Annotated in this window: 24 protein-coding genes; 10 read left to right on the plus strand and 14 right to left on the minus strand. The window is 58.5% G+C overall.

Annotation, left to right across the window (positions count from 1 at the left end):
* Nucleotides 1-44: 44 nt before the first annotated feature.
* Genes ACP15F_RS03515 through ACP15F_RS03525 form a run of 3 tightly spaced genes read right to left on the minus strand, consistent with a single transcriptional unit; the run spans nt 45 to nt 4056 of the window.
* Complete coding sequence (locus ACP15F_RS03515; protein WP_424939457.1) at nt 45-2243, minus strand: RNA degradosome polyphosphate kinase; 2199 nt, start codon at nt 2241-2243, stop codon at nt 45-47.
* Nucleotides 2244-2284: 41 nt separating this feature from the next.
* A complete protein-coding gene (locus ACP15F_RS03520; protein WP_424939458.1) occupies nt 2285-2968 on the minus strand; it encodes an HdaA/DnaA family protein in 684 nt (227 codons plus the stop codon).
* Nucleotides 2968-4056, minus strand: coding sequence for an AI-2E family transporter (locus ACP15F_RS03525; protein ID WP_424939459.1), 1089 nt, complete (start codon nt 4054-4056; stop codon nt 2968-2970). The genes ACP15F_RS03520 and ACP15F_RS03525 overlap by 1 nt, the downstream gene beginning before the upstream one ends.
* Nucleotides 4057-4235: 179 nt before the next feature.
* Between ACP15F_RS03525 and ACP15F_RS03530 the strand changes: the two genes are divergently transcribed.
* From ACP15F_RS03530 to ACP15F_RS03545, 4 genes are all read left to right on the plus strand, one after another.
* Nucleotides 4236-4427 carry a hypothetical protein gene (locus tag ACP15F_RS03530; protein ID WP_424939460.1) on the plus strand — a complete coding sequence of 64 codons (192 nt, stop codon included), beginning with the start codon at nt 4236-4238 and terminating at the stop codon, nt 4425-4427.
* 88 nt (nt 4428-4515) lie between these two features.
* Nucleotides 4516-4653, plus strand: a complete 138-nt coding sequence (locus ACP15F_RS03535) for a hypothetical protein (protein ID WP_424939461.1) — start codon at nt 4516-4518, stop codon at nt 4651-4653.
* A gap of 122 nt (nt 4654-4775) precedes the next feature.
* Nucleotides 4776-6128: a proline--tRNA ligase gene (gene proS / locus ACP15F_RS03540; RefSeq protein WP_424939462.1), complete on the plus strand. Its 1353-nt coding sequence runs from the start codon at nt 4776-4778 to the stop codon at nt 6126-6128.
* A gap of 153 nt (nt 6129-6281) precedes the next feature.
* Nucleotides 6282-6767: a DUF2937 family protein gene (locus ACP15F_RS03545; RefSeq protein ID WP_424939463.1), complete on the plus strand. Its 486-nt coding sequence runs from the start codon at nt 6282-6284 to the stop codon at nt 6765-6767.
* Between the two features lie 28 nt (nt 6768-6795).
* Here the strand turns inward: ACP15F_RS03545 and ACP15F_RS03550 are convergent, their stop codons facing one another.
* The 4 genes from ACP15F_RS03550 to ACP15F_RS03565 form a co-directional block, all read right to left on the minus strand.
* Entirely contained in the window at nt 6796-7503 is a 708-nt protein-coding gene (locus ACP15F_RS03550) for an outer membrane protein (RefSeq protein WP_424939464.1), read from the minus strand.
* Between the two features lie 232 nt (nt 7504-7735).
* A complete protein-coding gene (locus ACP15F_RS03555) occupies nt 7736-8812 on the minus strand; it encodes a 5-(carboxyamino)imidazole ribonucleotide synthase (RefSeq protein WP_424939465.1) in 1077 nt (358 codons plus the stop codon).
* Nucleotides 8805-9293, minus strand: a complete 489-nt coding sequence (gene purE / locus ACP15F_RS03560; RefSeq protein WP_424939466.1) for a 5-(carboxyamino)imidazole ribonucleotide mutase — start codon at nt 9291-9293, stop codon at nt 8805-8807. The genes ACP15F_RS03555 and purE overlap by 8 nt, the downstream gene beginning before the upstream one ends.
* Before the next feature lie 76 nt (nt 9294-9369).
* A complete protein-coding gene (locus ACP15F_RS03565; protein WP_108855770.1) occupies nt 9370-9588 on the minus strand; it encodes a YdcH family protein in 219 nt (72 codons plus the stop codon).
* Nucleotides 9589-9749: 161 nt separating this feature from the next.
* Between ACP15F_RS03565 and ACP15F_RS03570 the strand changes: the two genes are divergently transcribed.
* Nucleotides 9750-10163 carry an Hsp20 family protein gene (locus ACP15F_RS03570; RefSeq protein WP_424939467.1) on the plus strand — a complete coding sequence of 138 codons (414 nt, stop codon included), beginning with the start codon at nt 9750-9752 and terminating at the stop codon, nt 10161-10163.
* 90 nt (nt 10164-10253) lie between these two features.
* Nucleotides 10254-11360, plus strand: coding sequence for an endonuclease/exonuclease/phosphatase family protein (locus tag ACP15F_RS03575; protein WP_424939468.1), 1107 nt, complete (start codon nt 10254-10256; stop codon nt 11358-11360).
* Between the two features lie 131 nt (nt 11361-11491).
* Here the strand turns inward: ACP15F_RS03575 and ACP15F_RS03580 are convergent, their stop codons facing one another.
* Entirely contained in the window at nt 11492-13567 is a 2076-nt protein-coding gene (locus tag ACP15F_RS03580; RefSeq protein ID WP_424939469.1) for a bifunctional sulfate adenylyltransferase/adenylylsulfate kinase, read from the minus strand.
* Nucleotides 13568-13797: 230 nt separating this feature from the next.
* Nucleotides 13798-14739, minus strand: a complete 942-nt coding sequence (gene trxB, locus ACP15F_RS03585) for a thioredoxin-disulfide reductase (protein ID WP_424939470.1) — start codon at nt 14737-14739, stop codon at nt 13798-13800.
* 242 nt (nt 14740-14981) lie between these two features.
* Here trxB and ACP15F_RS03590 point away from each other — a divergent pair, with 242 nt between their 5' ends.
* Nucleotides 14982-15482 carry an Lrp/AsnC family transcriptional regulator gene (locus ACP15F_RS03590; protein WP_163037037.1) on the plus strand — a complete coding sequence of 167 codons (501 nt, stop codon included), beginning with the start codon at nt 14982-14984 and terminating at the stop codon, nt 15480-15482.
* A 65-nt stretch (nt 15483-15547) separates the two neighbouring features.
* On the opposite strand, the gene pgeF is transcribed toward ACP15F_RS03590, so the two are convergent.
* From pgeF to lgt, 3 genes are read right to left on the minus strand one after another with little or no spacing between them, the layout of a single operon-like run.
* A complete protein-coding gene (gene pgeF / locus ACP15F_RS03595; RefSeq protein WP_424939471.1) occupies nt 15548-16306 on the minus strand; it encodes a peptidoglycan editing factor PgeF in 759 nt (252 codons plus the stop codon).
* Nucleotides 16296-17390, minus strand: a complete 1095-nt coding sequence (locus tag ACP15F_RS03600) for a class I SAM-dependent methyltransferase (RefSeq protein WP_424939472.1) — start codon at nt 17388-17390, stop codon at nt 16296-16298. The genes pgeF and ACP15F_RS03600 overlap by 11 nt, the downstream gene beginning before the upstream one ends.
* Nucleotides 17387-18283 carry a prolipoprotein diacylglyceryl transferase gene (lgt, locus tag ACP15F_RS03605; protein ID WP_424939473.1) on the minus strand — a complete coding sequence of 299 codons (897 nt, stop codon included), beginning with the start codon at nt 18281-18283 and terminating at the stop codon, nt 17387-17389. Before lgt ends, ACP15F_RS03600 begins: the two co-directional genes overlap by 4 nt.
* A gap of 94 nt (nt 18284-18377) precedes the next feature.
* Between lgt and ACP15F_RS03610 the strand changes: the two genes are divergently transcribed.
* The gene (locus ACP15F_RS03610; protein WP_133487168.1) at nt 18378-18620 is read left to right on the plus strand and encodes an accessory factor UbiK family protein; all 243 of its coding nucleotides are present in this window, start codon (nt 18378-18380) and stop codon (nt 18618-18620) included.
* Nucleotides 18621-18858: 238 nt separating this feature from the next.
* Here ACP15F_RS03610 and ACP15F_RS03615 read toward each other — a convergent pair whose 3' ends face one another.
* Both ACP15F_RS03615 and ACP15F_RS03620 read right to left on the minus strand, forming a co-directional pair.
* A complete protein-coding gene (locus ACP15F_RS03615; protein WP_424939474.1) occupies nt 18859-19647 on the minus strand; it encodes an SseB family protein in 789 nt (262 codons plus the stop codon).
* Nucleotides 19648-19659: 12 nt separating this feature from the next.
* Nucleotides 19660-20247, minus strand: coding sequence for a uracil-DNA glycosylase family protein (locus tag ACP15F_RS03620; protein ID WP_424939475.1), 588 nt, complete (start codon nt 20245-20247; stop codon nt 19660-19662).
* 96 nt (nt 20248-20343) lie between these two features.
* Here ACP15F_RS03620 and ACP15F_RS03625 point away from each other — a divergent pair, with 96 nt between their 5' ends.
* Nucleotides 20344-20685 carry an ArsR/SmtB family transcription factor gene (locus ACP15F_RS03625; RefSeq protein ID WP_424939476.1) on the plus strand — a complete coding sequence of 114 codons (342 nt, stop codon included), beginning with the start codon at nt 20344-20346 and terminating at the stop codon, nt 20683-20685.
* A complete protein-coding gene (locus tag ACP15F_RS03630) occupies nt 20678-21718 on the plus strand; it encodes a permease (protein WP_424939477.1) in 1041 nt (346 codons plus the stop codon). The genes ACP15F_RS03625 and ACP15F_RS03630 overlap by 8 nt, the downstream gene beginning before the upstream one ends.
* The last annotated feature ends 40 nt before the right edge of the window (nt 21719-21758 follow it).

Raw genomic sequence — 21758 nt, forward strand, 5'->3', positions numbered from 1 at the left:
CCCCAGTGTCAGTACGGGTACTTTAGCGACGCCTCAGACATATCTCAATCTTGTGAATGCGTTAGTTCGGGAACATCCGACGCCCCGGCGGTCCCACGACCAGACAGGGATGGGTTTTCCATGAAGAAACGGTGGCAGTTGAACGGACGTTCGATCGCGTTCAGATCCGCACGGGAGAATTTTCCGTCCGATCCCATGACCCAGCTTTGTGCCACATCGGCAAGGTTGGCTGCCATAATCTGGCTGACAATTTGGGCTTTCACGGTGGCGTTCTTAATCTCGACCAGCGTTTCAACGCGCCGGTTCAGGTTGCGCCCCATCCAGTCAGCAGATGACATGTAGACCCTTGCCTTTTTCGACGGCAAGCCATGGCCATTTCCGAAACAGACGATGCGCGAATGCTCTAGGAATCGGCCCACGATGGATTTGACCCGGATGTTTTCCGACAGGCCCTTGATGCCGGGGCGAAGTCCGCAGATCCCGCGGACTACAAGGCTGATCTTCACACCCGCTTGGCTGGCTTCGTAAAGCGCGTCAATCACGTCCGGTTCGACCAAAGAGTTCATTTTGGCCCAGATTTGTGCGGGCTTGCCCGCTTTGGCATGTTCGGCCTCGTCCTGGATGCGCTTAATCAGGGTCGATTTCAGATCCAGAGGTGAAATTGCAAGGTTTTCAAGGCTTTGCGGTTCGGCGTAACCGGACAGATAGTTGAAGACCCGCGTTGCATCGCGCCCTAGAGCGGTGTCACAGGTGAACAGGCTTAGGTCGGTGTAGATCCGCGCCGTGATCGGGTGATAGTTCCCGGTGCCATAGTGGGTATAGGTGACAAGCTCGTCCCCCTCGCGCCGCACCACAGTCGAGATTTTGGCGTGGGTTTTGTAGTTGATGAATCCATAGGTCACATGCGCGCCGGCACGCTCTAGTCGTCGGGACTGACGGATGTTGGCCGCTTCGTCAAAACGGGCCTTCAGCTCGACCAGAGCGGTGACAGATTTGCCATCCTCGGCTGCCTCACACAACGCCTTAACGATCGGGCTGTCATGGGAGGTTCGGTAAAGCGTCTGCTTGATCGCAACGACATTGGGGTCACGCGCGGCCTGATGCAGGAAGCGGACCACCATGTCGAAGGTTTCATAGGGGTGGTGCAGCAGCATGTCCTTTTGCCGGATGGCGGCGAACATATCGCCTTCGTGGTCCTGCACCCGTTCGGGTACGCGCGGGGTGAAGCTGGGCCACAGAAGGTCCGAACGCTCTTTCAGGACCAGCTCGCTCAGATCAGCCATGCCGATCATGCCCTTCACCTCGACGATTTGGTGGCCGGTGATGTTCAGCTCGCGCTTGATCATCGACAGAAGGACAGACGGTGCCCCCGATGTGATCTTTAGGCGCACGACCTCGCCGCGGCGACGGCGTTTCAGGGCGGTTTCGAATTCGCGGACCAAATCTTCGGCCTCGTCTTCCACCTCAAGATCGCTGTCGCGCAGGATGCGGAAGGCGCAATGTCCCTTTTCCACGTATCCGGGGAAGAGCTGGCCCAGATGTTCCAGCAGCAAATCTTCAAGCGGAAGGAAGCGGAATTGGCCGTCTTCGGCGGGTAGTGGGACGAAGCGGTCGATCTGATGTGGGATCGGCAACAACGCCTTCAGCTTCTGTTTGTCCTTAGCGCGTTCCAGCTGCAGAGCCAGCGAATAGCCGGTGTTTGGAATGAAGGGGAACGGGTGGGCCGGGTCGATAGCCAGCGGCGACAGAACCGGGAAAACCTGCGTTAGAAACACATGGTCCAGATGGGCGCGGTCGGCATCGGTTAGGTCATCACGCCGGGCGATGATAATGCCCTGCTTACGCATTTCGCCTGACAGGATTTCAAAGACCGATTGCTGACGTGCCATCAGAGCGCGGGCGTCGGCGTCGATCAGCTTCAACTGCTCGGCTGGGCTAAGACCATCGGAGGCCGGGGTCGACACGCCCTCGCGGACCAGCTCGCGCAGGCCGGCGACGCGTACGGTATAAAACTCGTCGAGGTTCGCCGCCGAGATCGACAGAAAGCGTAACCGCTCCAGTAGCGGAACACGATTGTTTTCAGCTTCTTCCAGCACACGCCAGTTGAACCCCAACCAGCTTAGCTCTCGATTGAAGAACCGTTTGGAACCGGCAAAATCATCCGCGGGCAAAGTCGTTGCGGGCGGGAAGTCGGCCGATAAGAAGTCGGCAAGGGGAAGCTGGGGTACTTTGGGCGTATTCATGGCGGCACTCTATCGCGGGAAAGTGTGACGGGAAGGTGACGTTATGCCCTGTTTTCCGGGTCATTGTCCAGAACGCGTGCAGCCAGTGTGCGGGTTAGGGCGCGACCTTCCGACAGCGCCGCCTGATCCAGAACCGAGACAAGGCGCGCGGCTTCCTCCAGCGAACGTTCCATTCGCGGCAATAGATAGTCGATCAGGTTGGCTGGTACCGTGATCTGACGATCGTGGAACAGTTTGACCAAGACGGCAGAAAGCAACATGTCGTCAGGTGGATCGAGGCGGGTTAGGGTTGTGCCTTCCATCCGGCTGCGCAGATCAGGCAGGTTTAGACCCCATCGGGACGGAGCCGTGCGGGCGGTGATCATAAGCGCGCCACCTTCGGCCAGTACCAGATTGTGCAGATGGAACAGGGCATTTTCCGCGTCGGAATTGCCTGCGATCTGATCAGCGTCTTCAAGCGCAACGGAATGTCCGGCCAAATCCTCGATCTTGATTTGAGGCAAGGCGGTCGCCGGAAGGATTTGCGCGCCGGACAGCCCTGCCCAAACATGGGTCAGGTGAGTTTTTCCGGTGCCGGCCTCGCCTGCTAAAACAAGCTTTCGGTTGGGCCAGTTCTGCCAGCTTTCGATCGTCGCCATAGCGTTGGCATTTGATGGCGTGACAAGGAAATCATCCAGCCCCTGCGCGGGGCGCGCGGGCAAGTCAAAGGTTAGTTGTTCGGGCATCAGTCCGCTATGTCCTCGTCCAGCGCGGCTTGTTGCCCGGCGATACCTTGGTACAGCCGCCCGGTCTGGTATTTGGCGATGAAGAAACGGGTGACAACGCCGATGACGGCGGCAACCGGTACAGCGACCAGCATGCCGACAAATCCGAACAGCGACCCGAAGACTGACAGGGCAAACATCAGCCAAACCGGGTGCAGACCAACAGAGCTGCCTACCAATTTCGGGGTCAGGATGTTGCCCTCAAAGAATTGGCCCAAAACGAAGATCACAGCAACGGCCCCAAGGCTCCACCATTCGCCCCAGAATTGGAACAGACCCAGCCCGATCGCCAAGGCACCGCCAACCAGCGCGCCCACATAGGGGATAAAGGTGATGAGCCCCGCGATGAAGCCAACGACAAGGCCGAAGTTCAGGCCAACCAGCATCAGGGCCACGGCGTAATAGGTGCCAAGCACGATGCAAACCGACCCTTGCCCGCGAATGAAGCTGGCCAAGGTACGGTCAATTTCGCTGGCGATCTGGCGAATGGCAGGGCGGTGATCCAAGGGCAAAAAACTATCGACCTTCGCGACCATCCGGTCCCAGTCGAGCAGCATATAGAAGGCCACAACCGGCGTGACCACCAAAAGGATCACGATGTTGATGACGCTCATCGCCGAGGACAACAGCGTGCCAACCAGCTCGCCCCCACGTTCTTGAATTTTCTGGCCCAAGCTTTCCAGCGACTGCCGCATGGTCGAGTTTTCGTCCATCAGCGACGGGAAGCGTTCTGTCAGGAATGCTTGTAGCTCACGCAGTAGATCAGGTGCGGCGTTGGCCAGCGCAACGGCTTGCGACACAAGGGTCGGTATCACCAAAAGGAAGCCCAAGATTACGACCAAGACCGCAATAAGCGAGATCACGACAGTTGCAAGCACGCGTGACATTCCAGCCTTTTCAAGCCGGTCGGCCACAGGGTCTAGGAAATAGGCAATCGCGCCCCCAAGAATGAAGGGCATGATCACATCGCCCAGAAACCACAGGGCAAGGGCCAAAATGGCAATGACAATCGACCAGTATTTGGCCTGCGTCTGAACGGGAAGCGGCATATCGGCTCCGGTAAATGAACTTATCTCTATGTCGCCCAAGCCAACGAGTATTTCAAGGGCAGGGCAGAATATGCGGGCAGAGGCTATCGGCAGGAATTCGCGCCACTTTTTTATATCGGCTTGCGCTTGGGCAGCCAGTAGGCGTCAATATGAGCTGTCAGACCATGAAAGGATACCCCATGAACAAGACAGCAGTTGCAGCTATTGCCATGTCACTGTTGCTTGCCGCGTGCGAGGGACACCAGTACGAACCGAAAGAGCCGGGGGTAACCGTGTCAGGAGAGGCAGGATTTGGGGTTGTCTATGAAGACGGCAAGACCAAGCCGCACACCACAACCACTTTGAATGTTAGCATGGGTGGATCAATTTGATCGCGGTTTGTGACCCTCGCTTTTAGCGTAGTTTGGGCGATTGATGCATTTGTGGTAGAATTCCCCATTTAGAATTGGGAGATTTCAAATGCGTATTACTCTTGCCTTATTGGCTCTGCTGATCGCCACGCCGACACACGCAGGTGTATTCCAGACGCCCGCAGGTGGGTGGGGCGTTACTGCGCCAGATGTGCCGTCACCTCGTCCACGCCCGAAACATCCCTAATAAATCGGATTGCGACATGTGGTCTGTTGACCCTGTCCCTCAATCTGAATTCATCAAGTCGATTGCCCCCGCGCTTCCTTTGTCATAAGTCGAAACAAAGCTTATGACACAAAGGACAGCAGATGCGCCTGACCCGCTATTTCTTGCCCGTGCTGAAAGAAACCCCAGCTGACGCCCAGATCGTTAGCCACCGTTACATGCTGCGGGCTGGCATGATCAAACAGCAAGCCGCTGGGATTTACACTTGGCTGCCGCTTGGATTTAAAGTCCTGCGCAAGATTGAAAACATCGTGCACGAGGAACAGATCCGCGCGGGTCACATTCCGATGCAGATGGCCACGATCCAGCCCGCCGACCTGTGGCGCGAAAGCGGTCGCTATGACGATTATGGCGAAGAGATGCTGCGCATCGAAGACCGCCACGGCCGCGACATGCTTTATGGTCCCACCAATGAAGAGGTCATCACCGATGTCTTCCGCTCGAACGTGTCGAGCTACAAAGACCTGCCGCTGACGCTCTACCAAATCCAATGGAAATTCCGCGATGAGATCCGTCCGCGTTTCGGCGTGATGCGTGGCCGTGAGTTCTATATGAAGGACGGCTATAACTTTGACCTGACCAAGGAAGACGCGCTGCACGCCTATAACCGTCACCTTGTCAGCTATCTGCGCACCTACGAACGTATGGGCCTGCAAGCCATTCCGATGCGCGCCGACGGTGGCCCGATTGGTGGCGACTATACGCACGAATTCCTAGTGCTGGCCGAAACTGGCGAAAGTGAAGTGTTCTATGACAGCGCCGTCACCGATCTGACCTTTGGCGATCGTGCGATCGACTATGATAGCGTTGAGCAGTGTCAGGGCGTTCTGGAAGAGTTCACGTCGAAATATGCGCGCACCGATGAAACCCATGACGAAGCCATCTTCAATGAGGTGCCGGAAGAGCGTCGCCGCGTGGCACGCGGGATCGAAGTCGGTCAGATCTTCTACTTCGGCACCAAGTATTCCGAAAGCATGGGCGCCAAGGTGATCGACAGTGAACAGAAGCAGGTGCCGGTCCACATGGGCTCGCACGGGATTGGTGTCAGCCGTCTGCTGGGCGCGATCATCGAAGCGTCGCATGATGATAACGGCATCATCTGGCCAGAGGGTGTAACCCCCTTCCACTGTGGTATCGTGAACCTGAAACAGGGTGACGAGGCTGCGGACGAGGCCTGTGAGGCGCTCTACAAGGCGCTGACCAACGCGGGTCTTGAGCCGCTTTATGATGACCGTAAAGAGCGCGCAGGCGGCAAGTTCGCCACCATGGATCTGATCGGTCTTCCGTGGCGCATCACCGTGGGCCCGCGTGGCCTGAAGAACGGCGTGGTCGAAGTGACCAGCCGCCGTACCGGTGAAAGCGAAGAGATGACGCCGGAAGCGGCCGTTGCCAAGATCATCGAGATCTACGAGCCGCACCGCGTGACTGGCCTGTAAAAAAATAGCCGACAAGATTGAAAAGCCCTCGGATCTCCGGGGGCTTTTTTCATTGCGAGCAACGGGGACCAAGCCGTGAATTAGCCCCTTTGACGGAGGAAGCTGCCCTGCGGTAGTGTTTGGGAAAACACAACACACAAGTGAGAGCAGACCATGATCCGAACTTTGGCCATGATTGGCGGCTTGGCAGGCGCCGTGGCGCTCAGCCAATTCCCCGAGTTTTCGCAGCAGTATATGCAGCGCCTGTCTGGTGCGCGGACCGAGTTGAAGGTGATAACCGCCGGGTTTGATCTGACTGCGAAAGCGGCGGGGTACACCCGTGATGAGGCGCTAGACAAGATGGGTGGATCGGACTTCCAGAATGATCTTCGCGACCAGATGCAGGACAATTTTAGTCGCTATGAGCGGTTGGATGCGTCCTATGCATCATTGAAGGGCACCGAGCCCCTGATGCGCCTGACCAAGCTTTGGCATTTCCGGGATGCAGATCTGGTAGAGCGCACTTGGAACGAATATCGCCCAGCAATCCCTGTGACCGCGGACGGTATTTTGTGTGCTGGGATCGGTTATGTGGGGGGGTGGCTGATCGTGTCCCTGCTTCTGGGCGCGTTTCTCCGCCCGTTCCGCAAACTGGCCTGAGTTGCCCTTTCAGGGCACGCTGCGTGGCTTAGAAATTATAGTTCAGACCCAGCTTCAGTGTGTGGAACAGCGGCGTTGCCAAGGTGGTGTTTCCTGCACCATCCGTCAGCTCGTCCTTGCCGAAATTGACGTATTCATATTCACCCGTCAGCGTCCAGCGGTCCGAAATTGGGCGCTCGAAGCCCACCCCAAGGATATAGCCATTGGTTGAATAGGTTTCATCGAAGGAAATCGGACCGTTCCCACCGCTTCCAGTGACTTCATAGTCAAACTCCGCGCGCGACAGCCCGACAGTCGCATAGACGAAAGAGTCAAAAATCGGCATGATCGTTCCGGCTTTGACGCGCAGAGACAACGCATGGTTCAGCTTGGTCGACGCACGGTAGTTCCCGTTTGTGATGGTATCCTCGACATAGCCGCCCTCGACGGCAAGTTCGCTGCCAACGATGAAATCCGCAAACTGCCAACGATAGCCCGCACGCAGAGACCCGTTCCAGCCACTGATGTCCAAATCTCCTAGGTTGAACGGCGCGCCTACGCTGGGTTCAATCCCGACCCTGTCGCCGCCGGGGAAGTGATAGCCAATTGTCCCACCAACATAAGCCCCTTCCCACGGGGTTAGGTCTTCATAAACTACGGCAGCGTCCACGGCTGGATCGTTCAAGGAACCGGCGTTGGAAAGTCCGGGAATGAGAAGAAATGTAACGGCGGTCAGAAAGCTGGCAGGCTTCATCATGGGACAACACTCTTGGTCAATCGTAGAAAAAGATGGACCATTTTTAGCTACAAAATGTTGCGGTGGGAAACTGTTTTTTCCCATATCTAGTGTGGGGGGGAGAGCGCGACGTGGTGGGCGCAGGCTTTGTTGGTTTCCGGTCCAGACAGGGTGCCTAAACGAAAAATGTCGCCAAAATGAAAGCCGCCCGCGATGATCGGGCGGGCGGCATCCTGAAACTGTTGAAAAAGGATTAGGCCTGGCGTGGCGTGATGCGGTTCACGTGGCCCATCTTGCGTCCGGGCTTCACCTCGGCCTTGCCATAGAGATGCAGCGAGGCATTCCCTTCGCGTGCGATCTCGGGCACCCGGTCCATGTCGTCACCGATGAGATTCTCCATCACCACGTCCGCATAGCGCGATCCGTCGCCCAGCGGCCAACCTGCTACGGCACGGATGTGCTGTTCGAACTGGTCGATGGTGCAACCCTGTTGGGTCCAGTGGCCAGAATTGTGCACGCGCGGGGCGATCTCGTTCACGATCAGCCCTTGCGGTGTGACGAACAGCTCGACCCCCATGACACCTACGTAGTCCAGCGCGTTCAGGATGTTGGCCGCTAGCAGCACAGCGTCCATCCGCTGCGAGGCGGTCAGGGTTGCGGGCACAGTCGTGGTGTCCAGAATGCCGTCCTTATGGACGTTCTCGCCGGGATCAAAGCAGGCGACGTCTCCTCCGATGCCGCGTGCGGCAATCACGCTGACCTCGTGGGTGAAGGTCACAAAGCCCTCCAGCACGGCGGGTGCGCCCTGCATATCGGCCAGCGCCACATCTGCATCCGCGTCTGATTTCAGCCGCGCCTGCCCCTTGCCGTCATAGCCAAAGCGACGGGTCTTCAGGATGGAAGGTGCGCCAATCTGTGCAACCGCCGCTGCCATATCCTCGGCGCTTTCCACATTCGCATAAGGTGCGACTTTCAGGCCCAGACCGGACAGGAAGTCCTTCTCGGTCAGGCGATCTTGGCTGACGCGCAGAGCCTCGCGACCGGGGCGAATTGGCTTGTGAGCTTCCAACGCGTCCAGCGCGGTGGTCGGGATATTTTCAAATTCATAGGTGATGACGTCGACAGAAGCGGCAAAGGCCTCAAGCGCGGCAATGTCGTCATAACCTGCAGTGGTCACGCGATCGGCGACCTGACCGGCGGGCGGGTTGGCACCCGGCTCGAAGATATGCGTTTTGAAGCCCAAACGGGACGCCGCGACCGACAACATGCGGCCTAGCTGACCACCGCCAAGAATACCAATGATGGCGCCGGTAGGAAGCATATCAGTCATCGCTTGGTTCATCCGGGATCGAGGCGGACAACGCATCGCGCCATTCATCCAGCCGTTTTGCAAGGTCCGCGTCCGATACGGCGAGAATGCCAGCGGCCATTAGGCCCGCATTAGCCGCTCCGGCTGCGCCGATGGCCATGGTCGCAACCGGGAAACCCTTGGGCATCTGAACGATGGAGTAAAGGCTGTCGACACCGGATAGGGCGCGCGTTTGCACGGGGACGCCAACGACGGGCACACGGGTTTTCGACGCCATCATGCCCGGCAGGTGGGCAGCCCCGCCCGCGCCTGCGATGATCACATGCAATCCGCGATCTGCAGCGGTCTTGCCATAATCCCACAAACGGTCCGGGGTGCGGTGCGCCGAGACGATCTTGGTCTCATAGGCAATGCCCAGCTCGTCCAAAATGGTGGCGGCTTCCTTCATCGTGGGCCAGTCCGACTGGCTGCCCATAATGATCCCGACTTTCACGTCCGTCATGTGTCCCTCGCATCCCTTGCGTCAGTTGGCGTTTCCATACAGGCTTCACGCCCCTTGATGCAATGCTGCGTTGCAGTCAGGCGATGATATCCGGGGTCAATTTGTCCTCGATCCGGGCGATTTTGTCTTTCAGGGCCAGTTTCTGCTTTTTCAAGCGGCGCAGGCGCAGCTGATCCGCCCGCCCGCTTTCCTCAAGCGCGTGGATGGCTTCGTCCAGATCCCGATGTTCGGCGCGGAAGACCTCGAGCTCCACACGGAGCACGTCGTCGGTCTTCATTTCTTTGGCATTGCTCATTTTCGAGTCGTTCTTGTTGAGTGGTCGACTGACCATAACGCCAGCCGGGGCCAATCGCCAAGTAAAAGCCGCCTTGCAACTGGTTGGAGGGACAACCATATTCAATAAATGGTCGCCTGCGGGGGTCATATGAAACGTGTCGCTTATTCAAGGACGTGTCGATGACAAAAGTAAGCTTGGGAACGCATCCCTTTTTGTTGGGTTTTGAGCAGCTGGAACGCATGGTCGAACAGGCCGCGAAATCCGGCAAAGATGGCTATCCCCCTTTCAATATCGAACAGGTTTCAGACTGGGCCTATCGGATCACGCTGGCCGTGGCGGGGTTCGCTGATGAGGATCTGTCGATCACGGTTGAAAACGCCAAGCTGGTGATCCGCGGATCACAAGGCGACACGGGCGAGGGCCGAGTGTTTCTACATCGGGGCATCGCAGGGCGCCAGTTCATGAAAAGCTTCGTGCTGGCTGAAGGGGTCGAGGTGGTTGGCGCCAAGACCGAGAACGGCCTTCTGCATATTGATCTTGAACGCGCCGAGCCGGAAACGGTGGTTCAGACCATCACGATCAACAAAGCGTAAAACCAGCGTTCGGGCGAAATCGGCCCACCGTCACGCAACATCACAGAATCATGCTATTCTTCCAAAAGTTGATTTCAGGAGGAATTTGTCATGGCCCGTGCGAATATGCGTGATCTAAGCTTTGCGACGATCAATCTTTTCAACCTGCAGGTTCCCGGTGGGATCACTTATTCCAACCGACCGCATATCGAAGATGACGCGGAAGGCCGCGCTTACTATCAGCGCAAAATCAAGTGGACTGCCGCGCGGTTGAAAGAAGTCGATGCCGAGATCATCGGGTTTCAAGAACTCTGGTCCGTTCTGGCCTTGCGCGAGTGCTTTGCCGAGGCCGGGTTAACCAACGATTATGACCTCGTGGCGCGGGATGCGCCGGGGCGGGGGCGGCCTCAGGTCGCGTTGGCAGTGCGAAAGGATCGGCACGGTGGGACACAACTGGTCGAGGGTGGCTGGCACGCCGACTTCCCACCTCAGTTCCGGTTCGACAAAGTGCGCGAGACCGCAGGCGCCGAAGAAGAGATCACCATCACCATCAACAAATTCTCTCGCCCGCTGCTAGTCGCTAAAATCCAACCGGAAGGGGATAGCCCGACCCCGCCAGAAGTCACGGTTGTGGTGGCGCATCTGAAGTCCAAAGGCCCGGCCCGCGTATCCTTCGCCCAACCACAACCGATCATCCTGCAACACCACGCCAAACACGCGAAATCCACATTGGCCCATATGCGGCGCGTGATGGAAGCGGGCGCGCTTCGGGTGCTTCTGGATGGTTGGATGAAATCGGAGGACGAAAACGACATCTCGCCCACCATCGTGATGGGGGATCTGAATGATGACACAATGTCCGTAACGAACGAACTGATCTCAGACCAACCCACCTATCGCGTCGTGCAGAAAAGCCGCGCGGGGCTGACATCCGACAAGGGGCTTTATTCGGTCGAACGCCTGCAACAATACCGCTCGATGCGGCACGTCTATTACACCCATGTCTACAAACATAAGCGCGAAAGCTTGGACCATATTCTGGTCAGCGAGGAATTCTATGATCATTCCCGCAAACGGCTTTGGTCCTTCCGCGAGATGGAAGTGATCAACGACCACTTGAACCGCGAAAGCTTCGAGGAAGAATTGGGCGCGTCCGACCACGGGATCGTTAAAGCCTATTTCGACTGGAACCCGATGCCGGATGGGCTGAGCAGCTAGCACCCCTCATTTTCTTACCCGAAATATCCTGGGGGAGTGGGAAGGCCCAGCGGGCCTTCACGCGGGGGCAAAGCCCCCCAAACAAAAAAGCCCGGCGCGATGGCCGGGCTTTTCCTTGGATGTGTTTCCGATCAGGCTTTCACCAGACCCATGCTTTCCAGTTTCAGCAAAACCTGGTGGGCGCAGTTGTCGACGTCGACGTTTTCAGTCTCGACCGACAGTTCCGGGTTGGCCGGTACGTCATAGGGATCCGAGATGCCGGTGAACTCTTTGATCTTGCCTTCGCGGGCCAGCTTATACAGGCCCTTGCGATCACGGCGTTCGCACTCCTCGATCGAGGTTGCGACGTGCACCTCGACGAAGGCACCGAAGGACTCGATGTCTTCACGCACGGCACGACGCGTTGTCGCATATGGCGCGATAGGCGCACAGATCGCGATACCACCGTTCTTGGTGATCTCTGAAGCGACATAGCCGATGCGGCGGATGTTCAGGTCGCGGTGCTCTTTCGAGAAGCCAAGCTCGCTCGACAGGTTTTTACGAACAATATCACCATCCAGCAGCGTCACGGGGCGACCGCCCTGTTCCATCAGCTTCACCATCAGTGCGTTGGCGATGGTCGACTTGCCCGAGCCCGAGAAGCCGGTGAAGAACACAGTGAAACCTTGCTTGGCGCGTGGCGGCTTGGTGCGGCGCAGCTCTTTGACCACTTCCGGGAACGAGAACCACTCGGGGATCTCAAGGCCTTCCGACAAGCGGCGGCGAAGTTCGGTGCCCGAGATGTTCAGGATGGTAACGTCGTCACGATCCTTGATTTCGTCATTGGGTTCGTATTGAGCGCGTTCCTGCACGTACACCATGTGCTTGAAGTCGACCATTTCACAGCCGATCTCTGACTGGTTGGTACGGTACAATTCTTGTGCGTCATACGGGCCATAGAAGTCGTCACCAGCCGAGTTTTTGCCGGGTCCAGCGTGGTCGCGACCAACGATGAAGTGGGTGCAGCCGTGGTTGGCGCGGATCAGGCCGTGCCATACTGCTTCACGCGGTCCTGCCATGCGCATGGCGAGGTTCAGAAGGCTCATCGAGGTGGTCGATGCCGGGTATTTGTCCAGAACGGCCTCGTAGCAGCGTACGCGGGTGAAGTGGTCCACATCGCCCGGCTTGGTCATGCCGACAACTGGGTGGATCAGCAGGTTGGCCTGTGCCTCTTTCGCGGCGCGGAAGGTCAGTTCCTGGTGCGCGCGGTGCAGCGGGTTACGCGTCTGGAAGGCCACAACCTTGCGCCAGCCCAGCTTACGGAAATAGGCGCGCAGCTCGTTCGGGGTGTCGCGGCGACCGCGGAAGTCATAGTGAACAGGCTGTTGGATACCAACAACTGGACCACCCAGATAGATTTTGCCAGCTTGGTTGTGCAGATAGTTCACAGCCGGGTGGGCGTCGTCGTCAGCGCCAAAGACCTTTTCGGCTTCGCGGGCCTTGTTGGGCTCCCAGCGGTCGGTCACGGTCATGGTCGCCAGAATAACGCCTTCCTGATCGCGCAGGGCGATGTCCTGACCCAGTTCAATGGACTGGGCGAAGTCTTCCGACACGTCCAGCGTGATCGGCATCGGCCACAGAGACCCGTCTGCCAAGCGCATGTTTTCTACGACACCGTCATAGTCTTCCTCGGTCAGGAAGCCTTTCAGCGGGTTGAAGCCGCCATTCATCAGAAGTTCAAGGTCACAGATCTGGCGCGGGGTCAGGTCATGGCTGGTCAGGTCAGCAGCTTCGACTTTCAGCTTCTGTGCGCTTTCGTGGCTGACATAAAGCTCGGGAATAGGAGCGAGGTTGTGTTCCATAAGATTGGTCCTGTGTTTAAGCGGAACCAGGCCGCTGGTTGTACCGGTTAGTTCCGCGTGCAATGCGTCATATTCTGCAAGCTTGCGGTTCAAAAAAATGTCTGTGAGCCGCACTTTCTCGGAAGCTCCGCGCGCAGTCAGCGAATAGGCAAACCGCTGGCGTTTGTCCGGGCCACCCCGTTCGCTGATAGTGATCAGCCCGGCATCGACCGCGGCGCGTAGCAGAGCATTCAACCGACCCAGTGAAATCCCGATGGCCGAAGCCGTCGCGCGTTGCGATGCTTCGGGCGCCGTATCCAGCTGGCGCAGGAGGCGGAAAAGCTGATCCTCTTCCTCGGGGCTAGGTTTTGTCTCGGTTGACGACATATCACGCGACTCAAAGTGTGTTCACGCGTGAACGCATTGCATGAATTGGCCGCTGGGCAAAGGGATATTTCGGCAGAATTCTAATTTGCGGGGAATGTCGTTCAATCTGTGGGGATTGGGAAACAGTGTTTCGCAATAGAGTGTGATGACAGGACATTCGCGCAGTGCGAAGCATTAAAAAAAGGCGGCCAAATGGCCGCCTTTGTGATTTGCTTAGCGATAGCCGCCGTTTATTCGTTCTCAGACAGGAAATGCTCGGCTTCCAGCGCGGCCATGCAGCCCATCCCGGCCGAGGTCACGGCCTGGCGGTATTTGTGGTCTGTTAGGTCGCCCGCAGCAAAGACGCCGGGAACGGAGGTTGCGGTCGAGTCCGGTTTGGTCACGACATAGCCACCCATGTGAGTCTCAAGCGTGTCCTTCACCAGTTCGTTGGCAGGTGCGTGGCCGATGGCGATGAAAACACCTTTGGCCGGGATCTCGGTGATCTCTCCGGTGTCCACGTGTTTGGCTCGCACGCCAGTGACGCCCAGCGGATTTTCGTCGCCCACGACCTCTTCCAGCGTGTGATCCCACAGGGGTACGATCTTTTCGTTCTTCATCAGACGGTCGATCAGGATTTTTTCCGCGCGCAGCGTGTCGCGGCGGTGGATCAGCGTCACTTTCGAGGCAAACTTGGTCAGGAATAGCGCTTCTTCCACAGCAGTGTTGCCGCCGCCGACCACAACGATTTCCTCGCCGCGATAGAAGAATCCATCACAGGTCGCGCAGGCCGAAACGCCGAAGCCCTTGAACTTCTCTTCGCTCTCCAGCCCCAGCCATTTGGCGCGTGCGCCGGTGGCCAGAATGACGGCATCGGCGGTATAGGTCGTGCCGCTGTCGCCCTTGGCAGTGAAAGGGCGTTTTGAGATTTCCAGATCCACGATGATATCGCCAATCACCTCGGTTCCCATCGCGCGTGCGTGCTCTTCCATCTTCATCATCAGCTCGGGGCCTTGGATGTCGACGAAGCTGGGATAGTTCTCGACCTCGGTCGTGGTGGTCAGCTGGCCACCCGGCTCCATCCCTTGCACAAGGATCGGGTCCAGCAGTGCGCGCGAGGCGTAAACCCCTGCGGTGTAACCAGCGGGGCCGGAGCCGATGATCAGAACTTTGGTGTGGCGGGTCTCGGACATGGAGTATTCCTTGAGCAATCTGGTTTCGTGACGCATATAAGCGAGCCGGGTCTGTATTGAAAGGCCCCAGCCAGTTGGTATCACCGCCCTGTGACCGCATAGGCGACGATCCTTCAAGAAATGATGTTGCGCGAGTGCGAAAGATTGTTGCGCAATGCATCATGTAGATGTAATCTCTGCGCAATTTCCGATCGAATGTCGCCCATCGGCGCGCCGCCGGATGCTCATCAGAAGGCAATTCAATGTCCGCAAGCAAACTTGACCCTATCGACCGTATGATTCTGGCCGAACTTCAGGCCGATGGTCGCATGACCAACGTGGAACTGGCCAAACGTGTCGGGATTTCCGCGCCGCCCTGTCTGCGGCGCGTGCGTACGCTGGAAGAACATGGGTTGATCCGGGGCTATCATGCCGATGTTGACGCCCGTGCGCTGGGCTTCGAGGTGCAGGTTTTTGCAATGGTTGGGCTGGTCAGTCAGGCCGAGGTCGATCTGTCCGCGTTCGAAGAGCAGTGCCGCGACTGGCCACTGGTTCGCGAATGCCACATGCTGAACGGCGAGGTGGACTTCATCCTGAAATGCGTCGCGCCCGATCTGTCGACTTTCCAAAGTTTCCTGACCGAGCAACTGACCTCGGCCGAGAATGTGGCGTCGGTGAAGACCTCGCTGGTCATTCGTGGGGCCAAGGACGAACCGGGCGTGCCGTTTGACGTGCTGGAAGCGCGGATGGAAGATACGCCGTAAGCACTTCGATTTTGTCGAGAGATGGAATGCCGCCCACATCGTTGGCGGCATTTTTGTTTGGCGCGTTACAGTCGGATGGCCGAGATCAGCCGCCCGTAATCCGGCTCGCTCCGGTGGCAAGTGCGGCGATAGGAATAGAAGCGATCAGGATCGGAATAAGTGCAATGCCCGGTCCATTCTGCATGTTTGATTCCGGCGGCGTTCAGGCGATGCAAGCCAAAGCTGGGCAGATCGAACATGGCGCGGTCGCCCTTACCATCGGTGAAGAAGCGGTCATAGCTGTTGTCGTGGCCAATGAACTCTTCGCGGAACTCGGGGCCGACCTCATAGGCGTCAGGACTGATCGTTGGGCCAATCACGGCGGTGATGTTGGCGCGCGTCGCGCCAAGCGCCTCCATGGCGTCCAGCGTGGCTTCCAAGACGCCACCAATTGCGCCTTTCCAGCCTGCATGGGCCGCGCCGATTACGCCGGCTTCGGGGTCCGAGAATAGGACCGGCTGGCAATCGGCCGTGAGGATCGACAGGGCAAGCCCGGGCGTGGCGGTCACGACCGCGTCCGCGTGGGGTTTGTCACCGGTCATGGGACCGTCTGCGACAACGACATCGGGTGAATGCACCTGATAGACGCCGCACAGATGGCTTGGGGCCACGTCCAGCGCCTGCGCCACGCGGTCCTTGTTGATCTGCACCAGCTCGGCCTGATCCTTGCTTCCGCTGCCGCAATTCAGCCCCGCATAAACGCCCGAGGAAGCACCGCCCTTGCGGGTGAAGAATCCGTGCCGCGTTTGGCGAAGGGCATCAGAGGTCAGGATCTCAAGTGTCATCCGGATGGGCCTGCGTCTGGTTGCGTTGAAGGCCGGGAAGATCGGGCGCATCGGCGCGAGTCAGTCCCAGCACTTTGAAGAGCGTCCCCATTTCGTCCGGGTGCGTCAAGCGGCGGTGTGCAGCAATGTGGCTGTCCAGCGCGTCCCCGCTGAGCTTTCCGGCCAAGGCTTGTGCGCGGGCGGTGATCCCCAGCCGCTCTAGATACACGCCTTGCGGGGTGAGTTGATGTGGAGACAAAGGGGCGGCGGCGTGTGCCAGTGCTTCGAAATCGACATGGGCGGTCAGGTCCGCATCGCCGGGCGTTTCTAGCGGCGATACGGGCGCGTGATCCTTCAATGCTTGAAATGTATCCCCGATGGAACGCCAATCGCCGTAGTCGATGATCAAGGCCGCGCCGCCGTGTGTATCGATGAAACCCGCCAGCTTGGCCATGACGCCTTGGGCCGGGGCGCAGATCTCGACCACGTCGCCGTCTTGCGTGTCACCCAGACGGTGATCCAGCGCAGGGACGGGCAGGGGGGCGGTCAGCCCCATGGCGAGCGCATCGCTATCGAGCCCCACCTGACACTCTCGCCAACCGTCACCATCGCGCTGGTATTGACAGATGGGGAGCGCGTCGAAGAACTCGTTCGCTACAAGGAACAGCGGTGCGTCGGGCAGGGTGCCGATGCTGTCGTGATGGGTGACAGAGGTCGGGGCAAGGCGCTCGATCTGGCGGGTGCGCAATACGGGCGAGGCTTCGACCAGATGCACCTGAGCGGCGGCGTGAAACCCTGTCACGCCTTTGGTGGCGCGCAGGATGTCGGCCATCAGCGTGCCGCGTCCCGGCCCAAGCTCGGCCAGCGTGAACGGCGTGGGTGCGCCCTGATCCATCCATGCTTGCGCCAGTGCAAGTCCCAGCATTTCGCCAAACATCTGGCTGATCTCGGGCGCCGTGGTGAAATCGCCTTTTGCGCCGAACGGGTCGCGGGTTGCGTAATAGCCGTGCTCGGGGTGCAACAGGCATTCGGTCATATAGTCGGCTACAGAAATCGGTCCAGCTTTCGAAATGCGACCAATTAGTTTCTTTTCAAGAGTGCTCATTCCTGCGTCCGCCGGTTGGCCCAGATCATCGTTGCAATGCCAATCGCGATCATCGGCAAGGTCAGTGTTTGGCCCATGGTGATACCCACATCACCCAGACGGATCACATGGCCCCACGGGTTGTCGGGCGTGATGAATTGTGCGTCGGCCTGACGGAAGAACTCGACCACGAAGCGGGACAGCCCATAGCCCAGGAAAAACAGGCCGGTCAGGCGGCCCGGTGTTTTCAGCCAGCCGCGGCGATAGGCCAGATAAAGAAGCGCGATGGCCAGGACGGCCCCTTCCAGCAGAGCTTCGTAAAGCTGGCTGGGATGGCGGGCACAGGCGCCAAGGGCTGTGTCCCAACCGGGGCAGTGCTGCGCGTATTCGCCGGGGAAGATCACGCCCCACGGGGCAGTGGTCGGACGGCCCCAAAGCTCGGCATTGATGAAGTTTGTTACCCGGACAAGGCCGATGCCGATTGGCGCTGCGATGGCCAGCAGGTCGGCGATGGAGGCGGTCAGCAGCCCTTTGCGGCGGCTAAACAGCCACACGGCCACGATCACGCCCAGGAACCCGCCATGGAAGGACATGCCGCCCTCCCATATCTTGGGGATGTCCAGAGGGTTCGCGAGGTAGTACTCGGGCTGATAGAAGGCGACAAAGCCCAAGCGGCCGCCAGCAATAATGCCGATGATGATCCACGTGGCCAGATCCTCGAGCTGCGCCTTTGTCATCGGCGGCTCGCCCCGCCACAGCGCCGGACGGGCCAGCGCGCGGGCGATGATCCACCAACCAATCGCAATGCCCACAAGATAGCCCATCGCGTACCAGCGCAGGGCAAAGGTGAAGCTGCCCAGCTCGATCGAAAAGATCTCGGGCCCGACATTGGGGAAAGGGATCGCCATAAACATGGGTCGTTGTTGAACCTCTTCTTTGGGGCAAGTCAACCTTGTCTCTGCCCGCGCAAAGCCCCATATAGAGTGCAGCTCAAGCGAGGAGAAGCAGATGCAGACGCGCAACAAGGTTTTTGACGACATTTCCCAGCTGATGACCAACGCCATGGGCGTGGCGCAGGGCGCGAAGGATGAAGCCGAAACCGCGATGAAAAGCTGGATGGACCGCTGGCTGGCAGATCGTGATTTCGTCACCCGCGAAGAGTTCGACGCCGTGCGCGCGATGGCTCAGAAAGCGCGTGAGGAAAATGAAGCGCTGAAGGCGCGCCTGGACGCGCTGGAAGCCAAAAAGTGATCTAAAGGCCGAAGGGCGAGCGCGTCGTTTGATCGAGGCGTCGCCAAGGTTCTTTATGCGGCAGGATCAATGTCACGTTGTTTTGACATTAGATTGCCACTTTTCTCCCATACAGATCAGTACACGAATCTGGAAACACGGCTAATGCCGGGGGCGTTTCTGGTGAGGGAAGGGCGCGGGTTACCTGCGCCCTTTTTCTTTTGAACTAAAGAATTCTGAAGGCCAGTTGGTCTTCGGATCACTTCAGGATCGGCGGCTTTTCGGGGTTCGAGCCGGGCGCAACTGGGGCAAGTGCTTGGGGTGCTTCAGGGGCCGGCAAGTCAAAACGCAGACCGATTGCTGTGAGTTTCTGCGCGATTTCATCAGCCTCGGCAAAGAACCCCACATCCAGCTCTCCCACATCGATGCCCGAGAAGGTAAGCGCTTCGTTCGCAGCCCCTGCCAATGCGCGTTCGGCACCCTCGGCTGGATTGATAAACGCCAGAAGGTGTCCGCGGCGTCCATCCGCGTGGCCAACACCTGCCAGACAGGCATATTGGGCCAGCCCACCAGCCGAGCCCAGTTTCTCGGCCAGCGCTGACAGCAACACTTCGGGCGCAGAAGGGGGCAGGATCTCGGTGATCTGCGCTTCGACTTCGTCGGGGGCGCTGGAAAGTGTCTGGGCCAGCCAGTCCATCGCTTCGGCTGGGATCAGGATGGACGAGGGAGCGACCCCCAGATTGACGCCAAGACCAATGCCTTGATCAGACAGCATTCCTGCGATGATGCGTCCCGGAAGGGCAGCATAAGGGGCAGGGACCCCCACGAACTCGGCCAGCCGATCTTCGCGGTCGAAAACCAGCACATATTTTTCGGCCTCCAGCTCGAACAGTTCGGGTTCGATGTCCTCACCCTGCGGTTCGCTCGACAGAAGCAGAAACAGCTCACGATCTGCCAATCGTTCATAAAACCGCATCCGGGCTGCGTCGTCGTTCAGGTCTGCCTGCATGGCAGCGTGGGCGTGGTCCAGTGGCGTCAGCTCGCTCATCGAGATCTCCGGCTATGAGGTCAGCGCAAGGGCGACCTGCTTTTGTAGTTCGGGCAGAAGTTCGGCCTCGAACCACGGGTTTTTCTTCAGCCAACCCGTATTGCGCCAAGACGGATGAGGCAAGGGGAACAGCCGCGGCGCATGGGCGCGCCAACCCGCCACTGTGGCGGTGACGCCCTTGCCGCGACCAAGGTGGCGGGCTTGTGCATAGCCTCCGACCACTAAGGTCAGGGGGATGTGGCCCAACATCTGATCCACTTGGTCAGCCCATGTTTCGGCGCAAATTTTAGGGGGCGGCAGGTCTGACCCTTTGGCGTCATACCCGGGAAAGCAAAACCCCATCGGTGTGATTGCGATGCGTGCGCGGTCATAGAAAGTATCCCGATCCACACCCATCCATTGCCGCAGCCGATCGCCTGACGGATCGTCAAAGGGCATGCCCGATTTATGCACCCGCATCCCCGGTGCCTGCCCAATGATCCTGATCCGCGTGCCGGGTTGGAACCACACCACGGGGCGTGGGGCATGGGCGGTTTCGGTTTGCGCGAAACGGGTGGCGCACAAAGTACAGGAACTGATGGCGTCGTGCAGGGCTTTCATGAGGGGAGCGTAGAGTGGACGTGTTGAGACTTCAATATTTCGAGCTTTGTCGAAATAAGTCTTGCGCCATGGTTATATTTCGATATTTCTAGAAATATGAAACACGAATCTCATTCCCCCGAAGACGTTGATGTCTTTGCCTCGCAGTTTGCGGCCCTTGGGTCGGAACATCGCCTAAGCGTGCTGCGCACTTTGGTGCGTGCAGGCCCCGAAGGGCTGTCCATCGGCGCGCTGGGCGAACGCTGCGGGATTACCGGGTCAACCTTGACCCACCACATGAAGATCCTTGCCGCTGCAGGTTTGGTTACACAGGAAAAACAAGGCCGCTCGATCATCTGTGCAGCGGCTGAAATGGACGTGATGCGGGCGCTTTCGGACTATCTTTTGTCTGAATGCTGCGCGGATTGTTCGACAGAGAAGGACGCCACAAATGGCTGATATATCTGGGGTCCAGCCCCCACCGAAACGTTGGAAGATTGATAAGGCGGTGGCGGTGATCGTGCTGATCCCGATCGTGTTGGCGATCTTTGATCCGGGCCAGATCGAGCCGACGATTCGCTTTGCAACAGGCGCGTTTCTGAACACGCTGCCCTTTATCCTGTTTGCCATTCTCGCCGTCGCCTACATGAAAGCGACCGGGGCTGAGAACTTGTTGTCGGGCGCGTTTCAAGGGCGCGAGGTGCGGATGATCGTGCTGGCCGCTCTGGTCGGCGGGTTGTCCCCCTTCTGCTCATGCCAAGTTATTCCCTTTATCGCGGCGCTTTTGGCGATGGGTGCGCCCTTGTCGGCGGTTATGGCGTTCTGGCTGTCATCGCCTCTGATGGATCCTGCGATGTTTTCGATCACCGCGGGCACGCTTGGGATTGGCTTTGCCACGGCTAAACTTGGTTTCGCAGTTGCGATCGGGCTGTTGGGTGGATTCACCGTGCGGGCATTCGCGTCCAGTGCCCTATTTGCCAACCCGCTAAAGAAGGCACAGGTGAAATCCTGCTGTTCGTCCAGCTGTGGCGCGGATGAGGACACCTTCTCGGGGGGCGTGGCGTGGAAGTTCTGGGGCGAGGCACATCGTCGCGCCACCTTCCGTGAGGCTGCGCTTGAGAACCTGTTCTTCCTCGGTAAATGGCTGGCTTTGGCCTATATGATCGAGGCGCTGATGCTGCGCTATATCCCGGCCGAGCTGATCGCACAGGTGCTTGGTGGAACCGGGGTCGGTCCGATCCTATTGGGGGCCATCGTTGGTGCGCCAGCCTATCTGAATGGCTATGCTGCTGTGCCTTTGGTTGATGCATTGTTGGAGCAAGGCATGTCGAATGGCGCCGCCATGGCCTTTGTCATCGCAGGTGGTATCAGCTCAATCCCCGCAGCGGTCGCCGTCTGGGCTTTGGTCAAGCCGCGGGTCTTCGCGGCCTATCTGGGCATCGCGGTCGTGGGCGCTGTGCTGGCCGGCATCGGCTGGAACGCTATCGCGTGAACGTGAACATAGGGGTCAGCAGACAAGCAGAGATTTGCTG

Source organism: Aliiroseovarius sp. S253, assembly GCF_049800855.1.
Lineage (GTDB): Bacteria > Pseudomonadota > Alphaproteobacteria > Rhodobacterales > Rhodobacteraceae > Aliiroseovarius.

Bases quoted from the DNA above. Each gene is read 5' to 3' on its own strand.
- ACP15F_RS03580 (WP_424939469.1), bottom strand. From the start codon at position 13,567: ATGTCGTCAACCGAGACAAAACCTAGCCCCGAGGAAGAGGATCAGCTT.
- proS (WP_424939462.1), top strand. From the start codon at position 4,776: ATGCGCCTGACCCGCTATTTCTTGCCCGTGCTGAAAGAAACCCCAGCT.
- ACP15F_RS03525 (WP_424939459.1), bottom strand. From the start codon at position 4,056: ATGCCGCTTCCCGTTCAGACGCAGGCCAAATACTGGTCGATTGTCATT.
- ACP15F_RS03575 (WP_424939468.1), top strand. From the start codon at position 10,254: ATGGCCCGTGCGAATATGCGTGATCTAAGCTTTGCGACGATCAATCTT.
- purE (WP_424939466.1), bottom strand. From the start codon at position 9,293: ATGACGGACGTGAAAGTCGGGATCATTATGGGCAGCCAGTCGGACTGG.
- ACP15F_RS03550 (WP_424939464.1), bottom strand. From the start codon at position 7,503: ATGATGAAGCCTGCCAGCTTTCTGACCGCCGTTACATTTCTTCTCATT.
- ACP15F_RS03545 (WP_424939463.1), top strand. From the start codon at position 6,282: ATGATCCGAACTTTGGCCATGATTGGCGGCTTGGCAGGCGCCGTGGCG.
- ACP15F_RS03565 (WP_108855770.1), bottom strand. From the start codon at position 9,588: ATGAGCAATGCCAAAGAAATGAAGACCGACGACGTGCTCCGTGTGGAG.
- ACP15F_RS03555 (WP_424939465.1), bottom strand. From the start codon at position 8,812: ATGACTGATATGCTTCCTACCGGCGCCATCATTGGTATTCTTGGCGGT.
- ACP15F_RS03535 (WP_424939461.1), top strand. From the start codon at position 4,516: ATGCGTATTACTCTTGCCTTATTGGCTCTGCTGATCGCCACGCCGACA.
- pgeF (WP_424939471.1), bottom strand. From the start codon at position 16,306: ATGACACTTGAGATCCTGACCTCTGATGCCCTTCGCCAAACGCGGCAC.
- ACP15F_RS03600 (WP_424939472.1), bottom strand. From the start codon at position 17,390: ATGAGCACTCTTGAAAAGAAACTAATTGGTCGCATTTCGAAAGCTGGA.
- ACP15F_RS03610 (WP_133487168.1), top strand. From the start codon at position 18,378: ATGCAGACGCGCAACAAGGTTTTTGACGACATTTCCCAGCTGATGACC.
- ACP15F_RS03615 (WP_424939474.1), bottom strand. From the start codon at position 19,647: ATGAGCGAGCTGACGCCACTGGACCACGCCCACGCTGCCATGCAGGCA.
- ACP15F_RS03620 (WP_424939475.1), bottom strand. From the start codon at position 20,247: ATGAAAGCCCTGCACGACGCCATCAGTTCCTGTACTTTGTGCGCCACC.
- ACP15F_RS03530 (WP_424939460.1), top strand. From the start codon at position 4,236: ATGAACAAGACAGCAGTTGCAGCTATTGCCATGTCACTGTTGCTTGCC.
- ACP15F_RS03520 (WP_424939458.1), bottom strand. From the start codon at position 2,968: ATGCCCGAACAACTAACCTTTGACTTGCCCGCGCGCCCCGCGCAGGGG.
- ACP15F_RS03570 (WP_424939467.1), top strand. From the start codon at position 9,750: ATGACAAAAGTAAGCTTGGGAACGCATCCCTTTTTGTTGGGTTTTGAG.
- trxB (WP_424939470.1), bottom strand. From the start codon at position 14,739: ATGTCCGAGACCCGCCACACCAAAGTTCTGATCATCGGCTCCGGCCCC.
- ACP15F_RS03625 (WP_424939476.1), top strand. From the start codon at position 20,344: ATGAAACACGAATCTCATTCCCCCGAAGACGTTGATGTCTTTGCCTCG.
- lgt (WP_424939473.1), bottom strand. From the start codon at position 18,283: ATGTTTATGGCGATCCCTTTCCCCAATGTCGGGCCCGAGATCTTTTCG.
- ACP15F_RS03590 (WP_163037037.1), top strand. From the start codon at position 14,982: ATGTCCGCAAGCAAACTTGACCCTATCGACCGTATGATTCTGGCCGAA.
- ACP15F_RS03630 (WP_424939477.1), top strand. From the start codon at position 20,678: ATGGCTGATATATCTGGGGTCCAGCCCCCACCGAAACGTTGGAAGATT.
- ACP15F_RS03515 (WP_424939457.1), bottom strand. From the start codon at position 2,243: ATGAATACGCCCAAAGTACCCCAGCTTCCCCTTGCCGACTTCTTATCG.